The sequence below is a fragment of the Psychrobacter sp. S4(2024) genome (genome assembly GCF_036861305.1).
GTDB lineage: Bacteria > Pseudomonadota > Gammaproteobacteria > Pseudomonadales > Moraxellaceae > Psychrobacter > Psychrobacter cryohalolentis.
In genome coordinates, this window is sequence record NZ_JAZAQR010000001.1 from 1076898 (window position 1) to 1089602 (window position 12705).

Sequence of the window (12705 nt, forward strand, 5' to 3'; positions counted from 1 at the left end):
TTGTGATAAAACCTCTTTTACTATTTTGACTTGATTCTATTCAACGCTGAGACACTTATGAATGATTTAAGGTCCCAACTGGCTAAACAAAAACGTTACGATGCTATCTTTGTCAATGCGACTAAAGCATTTGCAATCTTGGTGCTATTGTCACTTGGTGGCATCCTGCTCTCATTAATCGTAGGCGCTTGGCCCAGTATCACTGAATTTGGACTGGGATTTTATACCAGCAATAACTGGGATACAGTGAACGATCAATATGGGGCACTTGCACCTATTTACGGTACGATTGTCACCTCCCTTATTGCGATCGCTATTGCTGTGCCAGTGAGCTTTGGTATTGCTATCTTTTTGACCGAACTGTGCCCTAACTTCTTAAAAAAGCCATTGGGCATCGCCATTGAGCTGTTGGCAGGTATTCCTTCTATTATTTATGGCATGTGGGGTTTGTTTGTCTTTGCGCCGTATTTTAGCGAACACATTCAGCCATGGTTGATTGAAAACATCGGTCCTCTGCCTATTATCGGGCAAGTATTCACTGGTGCACCGATGGGGCTTGGTATGTTTACCGCCTCCTTGGTACTGGCAATTATGATTATTCCTTTTATTGCCGCCACCATGCGGGATGTTTTTTCTGTGGTGCCTGATTTATTAAAAGAATCTGCGTATGGCATGGGTGCGACGACGTGGGAAGTGATGTTCAAAATCATCTTACCTTATACTAAAGCTGGCGTGGTCGGTGGTGTGATTTTAGGGCTTGGACGCGCATTGGGCGAGACGATGGCTGTGACTTTCTTAATCGGTAATGCCTTTAATATCAGCCCAAGTCTGTTTACCTCTGGGGTGACGATTACCTCTGCGCTCGCCAATGAATTTGCCGAAGCATCAAGTGAATTGCATTTGGCATCCCTACTACATTTGGGTTTAATCCTATTTGTTATTACCTTTATTGTCTTGTCCATCTCTAAGCTGATGCTTATGCGTATCGACCAAAAAGCTGGTCACTAAGTAGCGCCAATATCCTGTTATAAAGCAAGCATGTTAATCAACCACTTAACCCAATCCTTCGACCAACAAAGGACAAACGCCTAATGACTTTAGCGACTGTCACGACTGATAACGACCAAACCAGCCAGCCGACTTTACGCTTTGAAGACCGCTACAACAAGCGTTTATATCATAAGCGTCGCCTGATCAATAGATTGGGGCTTGGTTTTGCCATCTCAGCCATCGCTTTTGGTTTGTTCTGGCTGACATGGATTTTGCTGACGCTTTTTGTTGAGGGTTTTCAAGGGTTAATCGAGATGCCGGTATTTATGGCAGATACACCACCGCCTATGGGCGACGGCGGTTTACGTAATGCTATTATTGGTTCATTGATGATCGCCTTGTTAGGTCTCGCTATTGGTACGCCGGTTGGAATGATGGCGGGCATCTATTTAGCGGAGTTCTCACAAGGCAGCTGGTTGGGTAAAGTTACTCGCTTTTTAAACGATATCTTGCTGTCAGCGCCCTCTATCGTGATTGGTCTTTTTGTTTATGCATTGATGGTGAAAGGTCAAAGCTTCTCCGGCTGGGCTGGTGCAGTTGCGCTTGCTTTGATTGTGATTCCAATTGTCGTGCGCACCACTGAGAATATGCTCAATCTGGTACCAAATACTTTACGTGAAGCGGCGTATGCACTCGGTACGCCAAAGTGGAAGCTGATCAGCACGGTCACACTTAAAGCGGCTAAAGCGGGTCTAACCACAGGGGTGCTATTGGCATTTGCCCGTATCACTGGCGAGACCGCGCCGTTACTATTTACTGCGTTAAACAATCAGTATTTCAGCACCGATATGAGCCAACCGATGGCAAACTTACCGAACACTATTTATCAGTTTGCGATGAGCCCTTATGACAACTGGCATGCATTGGCATGGGCGGCAGCATTACTGATTACCATGACAGTACTGATAGTCAATATTCTCGCGCGCTTTATTGGCGGTAAAGATCATACAAGATAGCTGATTTAAGAATTGACTAAGCAGCCAATTTATAGCGCACGTTTAGCACTTATGTTCAGCACCTATATTGACAACATTCTAAAATAATTGGATATGATGATGACAGACTTACTAGAAAGAAAAGCGGTTAAGCAAGAGAATAAGCAAAACGTCAGCCAACGTGGTTTATTTGGTCAATCATTTTCCAATATAGATCAAGGAAGTCAGAAGCATCAAGGGCAGCAGCCTGACAGTGCTTTTTTGACTCAGCAAACAGTAGCAGATATCCCTCAGCATATGCCGCCTGCCAAGATGAGTATTCGAGATCTCAATTTCTATTATGGTGACTTTCAAGCGCTAAAAAATATTAATATTGATATTCCAGACAAAAAAGTGACTGCTTTTATCGGGCCTTCAGGTTGCGGTAAATCCACACTATTACGTACGTTTAATCGTATGTATGATCTATATCCCGGTATGCGTGCAGAAGGTAATATCAACCTCGATGGCAAAAATATCTTGGGCAAAGACATCGATGTGAACTTGCTACGCGCACAAGTCGGTATGGTCTTTCAAAAACCGACGCCATTTCCAATGTCCATCTATGACAACGTGGCATTTGGCGTACGCCTCTACGAGAAGCTAAGCAAAGCTGAGATGGATAATCGTGTCGAATGGGCACTCAAAAAGGCGGCTTTATGGCTTGAGGTAAAAGACAAACTTCGTGCATCAGGATTGTCGTTATCCGGTGGTCAACAGCAACGTCTTTGTATCGCTCGCGGTGTGGCGACAAAACCTGAAGTATTGCTCCTAGATGAGCCAACCTCAGCGCTCGACCCTATCTCGACAGGCGCGATTGAAGAGCTCATTACCGATTTAAAAAACGACTATACGATTGCTATCGTTACCCACAATATGCAGCAAGCGGCACGCGTCTCTGACTATACCGCCTATATGTATCTGGGCGATATGGTAGAGATGGGTGAGACGGATCAGATATTTACCAACCCCGCTCAAAAGGCGACTGAAGACTATATTACTGGTCGCTATGGTTAAAACAGTTTGTATAAATATAGTCAGTCCTAAATACAATAAGTACAAATATTATAACGCGCTACTAGGATAAATTTTTCTTGCTTGCTGTGCCTACGCAGACAGAGGCGGCGCAAAAATTATCCCAGTAGCACTGTGTTTGATTTGTAGTGGATTGACTATAGATGTATTTTTTATGCTTATATCCTATTTAAATCTACAAGAATAAGGAAGCCGCCATGCTAATAACGCAAAAACATTTATCAAAGGGTTTTGATAATGACTTACATGATGTGATTGAGCTGTTTATGCAAATGGGTTACATGGCAGCAGAGCAAGTCATGGTTGCAACCCGCGCTTTGATAGCTGCAGATGAAGCGACCGCGAAAAAAGTGATTGCAGACGACCAGCTGATTAATCAGCTAGATATTAAAATCGATGAGCAAATCATTTTGTTAGTCACCAAGCGCCAACCCGCAGCAAATGACTTGCGTTTAGTGATGGCGGTTAGCAAAGGTATTGTTGACTTTGAACGTGTGGGTGATGAAGCCGAAAAAATCGCTCGTATGGCCTGCAAATTAATTAAAGACGGCGCTTCTCCAAGAGGATATTCAGAGGTTCAGCATTTATCCAATAAGGTGCACGTGATGCTACTTGATGCGATTGACGCCTTCTCGCATATGAATCCTCAGCAGGCATTTTCGGTATTGCAAAGTGATGTGGCGGTTAATGAAGAGTATCAATCTGCCACTCGAGCCTTGCTGACCTATATTATGGAAGACAGCCGCCACGTGTCCAGAGTGATGAATATACTTTGGGTATTGCGCGCCCTAGAACGTGTGGGCGATCATGCTAAAAACATTGCTGAGCTGGTTATTTTTTGCACCAGCGGCAAAGATGTGCGGCATACAAATTTTATGCAAGTAGAAAAAATCGTCCAGCAAACCACGGATGCTAGTAGTAATAAATGACATTTTAAATAGCATTTTCTTTATCGCACACGATGGTCCGTTTAAAACATAGTCCGTTCAAAATAAAAAATACACGCTTTTAGTATTGCGATACTGCTATAAATTTAACCATCAATCAACCAGCCCTGCGCGGTGGCAAATTCAATCTGCCGTGCCTGCCACTCATAAATACTCGGAAAACTGTCTTTAATAAAGGCATGCGCGCCAGCTACTTGCGAGCGCGTAACATTACCCTCAAGCCACGTTTTTCCGTTGGTATTTAAATTAAGCAAAAATGGCAACAAGCGATCAACCACTTTCAGCAGCTGGGTTTCTTTGCTGCTGCCAGTTTCCTGCTCTTCCCAAATCTCATTTAAATCTTTAATGCCATTACCATGCTCAGCTTGTAAGCGCGCAATACCAGCCCGTTCTTCAAGATGCGCATCACCACGCTTCTCAGCATATAAAAAAGTATCACCAGCGTCAATTTCGCCTAAGTCATGTACTAGCGCCAGCTTTAGTAACTTTTCATGATTGACGTCCAACTCAAACAATTCAGCGATTGACCAACATGCCATAGCGAGATGCCAAGAATGCTCGGCTGAGTTCTCCAAGCGAGTCGTACCTGTCACATAGCTACGTCGATTGACACGTTTAAGCGCATCCAGCTCTAATAAGAAATGAGTGACATGATCTATATCAATGTTTGAGGCAAGCGTTGGGTTAGTGAATGACATGGAATTAGCTGATGACATAATTTTTCTCTTAATTTTTCTACTAATGTATAGCGCTTCATTCTACTTTTACGCATAAGCATTTATTATACATTTTATAAACGCTATACAAGAAGACGCTAACCTATCGTTAATTGGCGTTATCATAAAAATAAAATAGCGCTTATGTTAGTAAGCGCTATTTTATTTTAAATCGAGTGAAAAGACTATTTAATCAAGTTACTAATGGTTTTAAAAGCAGGGTCTTTGCTACTACGGCAAAGCTCAAACAAAATGGTTTCAACCGTCGTAATCACCCCGCCAGCACGGCGAATACGGCGAATTGCTTGCTTTTTATCATACGGAAAACGCGAACCGACGGCATCACCAATAATAACCGGCTGCATACCGTTATCAAGCAAATCAAGCGCGGTTTGTAGCACGCAGACATGTGCTTCTACACCGAATAATAAAATGATGCTTCGATTCTGCTGTGCAAGATGATTCCATGAATCGTCATTGTCGCAGGCACTAAAGGTGACTTTTTCAAAACCTTTAGCATTATCGCCTTCTAATAACTCACAAATTTCAGGCAATGTCTCGCCTAAGCCCTTTTTATATTGCTCATTAAGCATAATGGGAACGTCAAGCGCTTGCAGACCTTTAATCAAAGTCGTTATTTTTTTGAGAATATTTTCATGATCATAGATATGCGGAGTCAGACGTTCTTGGACGTCGATTATCATCGCTTGGGTATTTTCACGGTCAATACGGTAGGTACGATCAGTAATCATGGTGGACATAGTACACTCCTTGTACGGCTGAAGCTGACGGCTCTAAACTGATTTAGAATGAATATCAGACTTAAAATTATAATGATTAATTACTCTCTTATTTAGTCACAGTTTAGCGAATGCGTCAATGGAGATAAGCGATAGTAACAACTTATGACCTTTTTATTCTAAGTAAATCACTATGATTAATAAATACAAAAACCCCCAGTTATGATAACTAGGGGTTCATATTGGAGCGCTTAACTATTTTAAAATTATTGCAATACTATAGGCTTAAACACGCTCAATAATAGTCGCGATACCTTGGCCAAGACCGATACACATGGTCGCAAGACCGATTTCAGTATCTGACTGCTCCATGGCATTTAGCAAAGTTACCGTGATACGAGCACCTGAACAACCTAGTGGATGTCCTAGCGCAATTGCGCCACCATTGATGTTGACGATGTCTTGCTTGTCCGTCAAGTTCAAGGCTTTAAGTACTGATAAGCCTTGCGCTGCAAACGCTTCGTTTAGCTCAATGGTTTGCATATCATCGATGCTCATGCCAGCACGCTTAAGTGCTTTTTGCGTCGCAGGTACTGGACCATAACCCATGATAGCGGCATCACAACCAGCAATTGCCATGCTACGAATGCGAGCACGTGGCTTTAGACCTAGTTCTTTGGCTTTTTGGGCGCTCATCACTAGCATTGCAGATGCACCGTCAGATAATGCAGATGATGTTGCAGCCGTTACCGTACCACCTTTAGGATCAAAGGCTGGACGTAGATTTTGCATTTGCTCCATCGTCGCGTCTGGGCGAATCACTTCATCGACGGTACATAGTTGCAAGCGACCAGCAGCATCATGACCTTCGATACCGATGATTTCATTGTCAAAACGACCTTCAGTGGTCGCAGCCCATGCACGGCGATGTGACTCAAGACCAAAGGCATCTTGCTCTTCACGGGTGATGTTGTTCATACGACCTAGCATTTCAGCGGTCAAGCCCATCATGTTTGAGGCTTTTGCATAGTGCTTTGATGCTTCAGGATTCAGATCAACGCCATGCATCATGCCGACGTGACCCATGTGCTCTACACCACCGATGATGAAAACATCACCTTGACCGGTCATGATTTGAGCAGCGGCAGTGTGTAGCGCCTGCATAGAAGAACCACATAGACGGTTAACGGTTTGACCGCCCGCAGTCTTTGGGATACCAGCCAGCAGACCGATGTTACGACCGATGTTTAAACCTTGCTCTAGAGTCTGATTGACACAACCCCAGATGATGTCTTCGACGTCACGTGGATCGAAATCGTTACGCTCAACCAATGCACGTACCAATTCAGCAGACATGCTATCAGCACGGACATGACGGAACATACCGTTTTTAGTTTTACCCATTGCTGAGCGTACACCATCTACGATGACCACGTCTTTTGGACTTAAAATTGTCATACTATCTTCCTTTTCAATTTTTATTGTCAGTGGCAGTACCGTAATGCTCGCCTATCTAATTTAGAAGGTTATTGATAATAAATAAATTACCAATCATCTTATCGAGCATGTGTACTGCACTTCATCCTAGTAATGACTGCCTATTACGCGATAGCGTAAAAGGTCTCGCCTGCTGCTGCCATATCGCGAATTTTTTGCGGGGCTTCATAGGCTTTGCCAAGGTATGCGTATTTTTCACACAATGCCAAGTAATTATCTAGACCCATTTGGTCGATATAACGGCAAGGTCCACCGCGGAACGGCGGGAAACCAACGCCCATAATCATCGCCATATCGGCTTCTGACGGCGTGCTGACGATATTGTCTTCTAGGCAACGTACGGTTTCATTACAGAAAGCCAGCATGGTGCGGTCGATAATCGCTTGATCTTCAAACGTTTGCTTGTCGCTATCAGTCGTGGTTTTTAATAGCTCATAAGTCGCTTCATCAGCCACTTTCTTTGGCTTGCCGCGCTTGTCCATTTCATACTTATAGAAACCAACGCCGTTTTTCTGGCCTAAGCGTTTGTTTTCATATAAAAGCTCAATCGCGCCTTTATAATCAGGCTTCATGCGGTCAGGGAAACCTTCTGCCATCACTTCAGCACCGTGTACGCCAGTATCCAAACCAACGACGTCGATTAGATAGGCAGGACCCATCGGCCAGCCGAATTTTTCCATGACTTTATCGACATGAGCAAAATCAGCACCTTGTTTAAGTAGCAAGTCAAAGGCACCAAAGTATGGGAACAATACACGGTTTACCAAGAAACCTGGGCAGTCATTCACGACGACAGGCACTTTGCCCATTTTTGTGGCCAAAGCAACGGTCGTTGAAATAGCTTCTTCAGAAGATTTTTCACCGCGAATAACTTCTACTAGCGGCATACGGTTTACTGGGTTAAAGAAATGCATACCAACGAAGTTTTCTGGACGCTCAAGCGCTTCCGCCAAGAAAGTAATAGAAATCGTTGAGGTGTTTGACGCTAGGATACAATCGTCTTTAACCAAGCCTTCAACTTCTTTTAGTACCGCACGCTTCACGTTTGGATTTTCTACAACTGCTTCGATGACGATATCAGTTTCAGCAAAATCACCATAGTTTAGCGTTGGGCGGATACGACTTAACGTTTCGCCCATTTTTGCTGGGGTCATTTTGCCGCGATCGACCATTTTGCCAAGTAACTTGCTGGCTTCACCCATACCAAGGTCTAATTGCTCAGACTTGATGTCTTTCATGATGATTGGCAAGCCTTTGCTGGCTGCTTGATAAGCGATACCGCCGCCCATGATACCAGCGCCTAGTACTGCCGCTTCATTGATTTCATGTGCTTTTTTGCTGTGCTGTTTGGCTAACTTTTTAACCAACTGATCGCTTAAGAATAAACCAACCAAGCTTTCTGCTTGTGGGGTTTTCGCCGCTTTTGCAAAACCTGCCGCTTCTACTTCAATCGCTTTATCACGTGGTAAGTTAACGTGTTTTTCGATAGCAGCGATAGCAAGTGCTGGCGCAGGATATTGCTTAGGATTGGCTTTGGCAAAGATCATACCTTTTGCACTATTGAACGCCATCGCTTGCTCAAGCTGATTTAGCTTAACAGGAACGAGCTTTTCTTCTCGTTTCGCTTGCCAATCAAGCTCACCTGAGATACATTTTTTGACCAAATCAATGGCAGCATCTTGCAAGTCATCAGCAGCAACAGTCGCATCAACCAAGCCTAGTTTTAGTGCATCGAGTGCTTTCTTTGGTGTACCAGTCGCAATCAGCTCAAGCGCATTATCAATACCAATGACACGCGTACTACGAACCGTACCACCAAAGCCTGGGAAGATTCCCAATTGAGTTTCTGGTAAACCGATGATGGCTTTGTCGCTCATGACGCGGTATTCACAAACTAAGGTCATCTCACAACCACCGCCAAGCGCTGCGCCATTGATAGCAGCTACTTTCGGGAAAGGCAAATCTTCAAAGCGATTGAAGGCGTCATTGATATTAATAACCCAATCTTTGATTTCTTCTTCTGATTGCTTAAAAGAAGCCACAAACTCTGTGATGTCCGCACCAGCAATAAAGACGCCTTTGCTTGACGTGACGATTAAGCCTTTAACGTCATCCGCTTTTTCTAATGCATTAACGACTTCAGCAAACTGCTTATTGGTCTCAGTGTCAAACTTGTTCACGCTCTCATTTTCGGCGTTGTATTGCATGTTGGCGATGCCATCCTCTAGCATTGTCACCGTAATGCGATTTCCTTGGTATACCATTTGGAACTCCTTGCTATATAACGAAAGCTACGTCTTAAAATTAAAATAAATAGCCAGTTATTGTTAGAAAAATGGGTAATAGCACCGCTAATCTGCCCTTTCATCCTAATCAACAATAATGACGTCATTGTGATAATGGTGATAAAAGTTAGCCAAATTAAACGGTGAAGATATCTTTATTATCTAGCGCTTATGCCTGTAACTTTATAGCTATGTACTGGTGTTCTATGTACTTATATTATATTACTACTATTGTCGCTATTGACTGAGATTTAGTCTTATAGTCGTTTTTCGATTGATAAATGGTGTAAAACCTCAGTTATCAATCGCTAGACCAATTTCACGCCAATTAGTGTAGGGGATTATGCCCCCGACTGTCACAAGCTAATACCATACTCGCAAGTCACTCTTAAATCCACAGCAGCCCTTTACCTGACTAGCAATCTGCCTTAAGTGATTGTTTGTATACTGGAATTAGACCGTGGTGATTAACCTTTAAATGCAGCCTCTTATCAAAACATATTTAACCACTAAGTTAAATCGCCAATGCGTAACGAGGGCTTGTTGCATTATTTCATGCCGCTTTTCATATTAAGCTTTCTGTTTTTGATATCAAACCTTCTATTTTTAATATACAACTTTAAAAAATACATTAGGGATTATGCATGTGGCATAAGGAATATAATCTATCATGTTACACTAACGATATTTTTATTATTCACCTGATAGAAGGTTGGGTTATGTCTGTTTCTTCTACGTCGAGCGTTGCTCCTATTAGCTTTATCCCTTTTAATAGTACAGAGCAGTTTCACCATGAGGTGCGCGCGCAATTAGCCAAAGATATCGAAGTGTTGTTTGATTATGCTGAGCTGCCAAGCCCGCTGCTTGACGCTTGCCGCTACGTAATGACAGGTACAGGGAAATTGGTACGTCCACTACTGGTTGCCAGCGCTTTTTCCAGCACTTATAGCCATAATGACACAATCACCGATAAAGACAATGCCTTGGCATCTTTGTTAGAAAACGACTCAGATTATGATATGTGCCGCCGTGCAGCGTTGGCGGTGGAGCTGCTGCATACTTATTCGCTGGTGCATGATGACTTGCCATGTATGGACGATGACGAGCTGCGCCGTGGTCAGCCAACTGCTCATATCGTCTTTGAAGAATCGACCGCCCTGCTCGCAGGTGACGTATTACAGACGCTAGCCTTTGAAGTATTGACGGCTGAGCTGCCAACCTTTGCACCTTTTGATTCAGCTATCGCAAGTCAGTTATTTGCCATCTTTGCCCCGCGTGCACGGCGCATGGTATCGGGTCAAATGCTCGATCTGAATGCTGAAGCCAGTAACGACATCACACAAGATGATTTAGAAGCTATCCACCGTGATAAAACCGGCGCATTAATTGAAGCGGCGATGTTGATGGGCGGTATCTGTGCTGGCGCGACGGCTCTGCAGCGCATGGCTCTACAAGAGTGTGCGCAGCATATAGGTCTAGCCTTTCAGGTACAAGACGATATTTTAGACGTAACTACCTCTACTGATACCCTTGGCAAACCTGCTGGCAGCGATGAAAAGTTAGACAAATCTACCTATGTAAAATTGATGGGTGTCAATAATGCGACAAGCTATGCGCAATCACTATTTGATGACGGGCGTGCAGCCATTTCTCGTGAGCTTGACGACAGCTCAGACACTGATGCACTGATGGCACTTATCGAATGGCTTTGGGCACGTAAGAAATAGACAAATAAGAAATAAGCTTAGAAACAACACGCCCAATATTTTAATCATTAAAAACAGCAAAGGGTGATCAACATGGATAGTGCCCCTACTCCGCGTATTTACCTCGGTACTGGCGGTTATAGCGATACCGATTTGCTCGGTACGCTGTATCCAACGGGTACCAAAAAAACGGACTTTTTACGTGAATACGCCAAGCAATATGGCGCAGTTGAGATTAATAGTACTTTTTACGCGCCCATTGGACAAAAAGCCTTTGCAGGTATGGTCGATAAAGCCTATGTGCAAGCAGACAGTGAGTTGAAGTTCGCCGTCAAACTGCATCAAGACTTTACCCATGCGCGTAAAGGCACTAGCGATCACGCGCAAGCTTTCCTTACTGCCCTCACACCACTTATTGAAGCCAATGCGCTCGCGCCATTACTACTGCAATTCCCACATGGTTTTGATCGTACTCGCGAGCATCGTCTATATCTCGCAAACCTTGTCAGTTGGTTTAAGGACTACCCACTCGCTATTGAGTTTCGTCATAACGGCTGGCATACCCCGCAAGTGGTTGATAGTTTTGTTAAACAAGGCTTGATTTGGTGTAGCGTCGATTACCCCAAAGTCAGCGGTCTACCACCGTCACGATTGATATTTACCGAGAGAACTGGCTATCTACGGATGCATGGTAATAATCTAAACTGGTGGGATGCGATGAGTGCTGCTGACCGTCATGATTATCGTTATAGCGAGGCGGAGATGCAGGACTGGGCACAGGCGATTGCCAATCAGCGTCAGCATTTTGATACGCTGTATATCTTCTTTCAAAATACGGTCAATGCGCACGCTTATTATAATATTGCGATGTTACGTGAGGCGTTGGGTAAGTTTGGATTTGAGGTGTTGTAATGTCGATAAGACTAGCGAGTTTAATTGGTTTTTTTCGGTCTCATAAAGAACCAGATCATGAGCAAGCAAAAGCTATTCAGCTTTTACAAACGATGCAATGGTCAAAGTTATGTTGGGATGCAAGTTGGGAAGATACTATCGAGCTAGAGGATTTACTACCAGAAGTTGGAAAAACATATCCTATAAAACTCGAAGAAAACGAAGATTTTACTCAAGATGGACAAGCACTCATATTATGGCAACCGCCTCATTCCGATCTTAATGGCTGGTACGACAAGCGTCCTTCTGAAATTTTGAAGTCCTATGTTATAGAAGGCATTTTAACCGATCGTTACTCAGATCATGAAACCCGTGAAATAAATTTTAACTTTAAAGTCAGCAAACGTTCAAGTCTAGTTGATTACTTCTTTGAAGCGCCTTTAAATAGAGTATCTTCTTTATCTTCGGTCGGTCAGGGTGATGGTTCTTCAAGAGTTCAATGGCAAGATGCTCAATATATTCAAAAATACTCTTTAGGAAAGTTTTTATATCTTAGCGGATCAGAGGGCGAGACTGGTTTAGAGCTTATCCTTTCATGTGAAGAGAGCAAGATATGTATTCATTATTCGGCAACGCTACATTATCCTGCTCATTACGAAACCGTTATTACCAAACATTATTTAGATAGAAAAGAGCAGAAAATAATTGAAAGTATAATTGATAAAGCTACTGAGATAATTGATACCTCAGACAAGTACCTTACTGATACTCAGATTCTTGGCGCTGAGTACTGGTAGTTACTTTTAGTCAAATTTCAAACAAAAAAAAGGACGCCTCTCAGCGTCCTTTTTTATCAATCAAATA

11 protein-coding genes are annotated in these 12705 nt (G+C 43.3%); 7 read left to right on the forward strand and 4 right to left on the reverse strand.

Going from position 1 to position 12705, the window contains the following annotated elements:
* Positions 1-57 precede the first annotated feature (57 nt).
* The 4 genes from pstC to phoU all read left to right on the forward strand — a co-directional run bounded on the left by pstC (position 58) and on the right by phoU (position 3988).
* A complete protein-coding gene (gene pstC / locus VLA57_RS04635) occupies positions 58-1008 on the forward strand; it encodes a phosphate ABC transporter permease subunit PstC (protein WP_011514530.1) in 951 nt (316 codons plus the stop codon).
* 83 nt (positions 1009-1091) lie between these two features.
* The gene (gene pstA / locus VLA57_RS04640) at positions 1092-2006 is read left to right on the forward strand and encodes a phosphate ABC transporter permease PstA (RefSeq protein WP_133104843.1); all 915 of its coding nucleotides are present in this window, start codon (positions 1092-1094) and stop codon (positions 2004-2006) included.
* Between the two features lie 99 nt (positions 2007-2105).
* The gene (pstB, locus tag VLA57_RS04645) at positions 2106-3041 is read left to right on the forward strand and encodes a phosphate ABC transporter ATP-binding protein PstB (RefSeq protein ID WP_020444347.1); all 936 of its coding nucleotides are present in this window, start codon (positions 2106-2108) and stop codon (positions 3039-3041) included.
* Between the two features lie 215 nt (positions 3042-3256).
* Complete coding sequence (gene phoU, locus VLA57_RS04650; RefSeq protein WP_133104844.1) at positions 3257-3988, forward strand: phosphate signaling complex protein PhoU; 732 nt, start codon at positions 3257-3259, stop codon at positions 3986-3988.
* A 104-nt stretch (positions 3989-4092) separates the two neighbouring features.
* Here phoU and VLA57_RS04655 read toward each other — a convergent pair whose 3' ends face one another.
* The 4 genes from VLA57_RS04655 to fadB form a co-directional block, all read right to left on the reverse strand.
* The gene (locus tag VLA57_RS04655) at positions 4093-4722 is read right to left on the reverse strand and encodes an HD domain-containing protein (RefSeq protein WP_133104845.1); all 630 of its coding nucleotides are present in this window, start codon (positions 4720-4722) and stop codon (positions 4093-4095) included.
* Positions 4723-4907: 185 nt separating this feature from the next.
* On the reverse strand, positions 4908-5483 hold the full coding sequence (locus VLA57_RS04660) for an isochorismatase family protein (RefSeq protein ID WP_011514535.1): 576 nt from the start codon (positions 5481-5483) through the stop codon (positions 4908-4910).
* 264 nt (positions 5484-5747) lie between these two features.
* Complete coding sequence (gene fadA, locus VLA57_RS04665) at positions 5748-6920, reverse strand: acetyl-CoA C-acyltransferase FadA (RefSeq protein WP_133104846.1); 1173 nt, start codon at positions 6918-6920, stop codon at positions 5748-5750.
* A gap of 143 nt (positions 6921-7063) precedes the next feature.
* A complete protein-coding gene (gene fadB, locus VLA57_RS04670; RefSeq protein ID WP_133104847.1) occupies positions 7064-9223 on the reverse strand; it encodes a fatty acid oxidation complex subunit alpha FadB in 2160 nt (719 codons plus the stop codon).
* 740 nt (positions 9224-9963) lie between these two features.
* Here fadB and VLA57_RS04675 point away from each other — a divergent pair.
* The 3 genes from VLA57_RS04675 to VLA57_RS04685 all read left to right on the forward strand — a co-directional run bounded on the left by VLA57_RS04675 (position 9964) and on the right by VLA57_RS04685 (position 12638).
* Positions 9964-10971, forward strand: a complete 1008-nt coding sequence (locus tag VLA57_RS04675) for a polyprenyl synthetase family protein (protein ID WP_133104848.1) — start codon at positions 9964-9966, stop codon at positions 10969-10971.
* A gap of 72 nt (positions 10972-11043) precedes the next feature.
* Positions 11044-11862 (forward strand): DUF72 domain-containing protein, encoded by an 819-nt coding sequence (locus VLA57_RS04680; RefSeq protein WP_133104849.1) that lies wholly within the window; start codon positions 11044-11046, stop codon positions 11860-11862.
* Positions 11862-12638, forward strand: a complete 777-nt coding sequence (locus tag VLA57_RS04685; RefSeq protein WP_133104850.1) for a hypothetical protein — start codon at positions 11862-11864, stop codon at positions 12636-12638. The genes VLA57_RS04680 and VLA57_RS04685 overlap by 1 nt, the downstream gene beginning before the upstream one ends.
* The last annotated feature ends 67 nt before the right edge of the window (positions 12639-12705 follow it).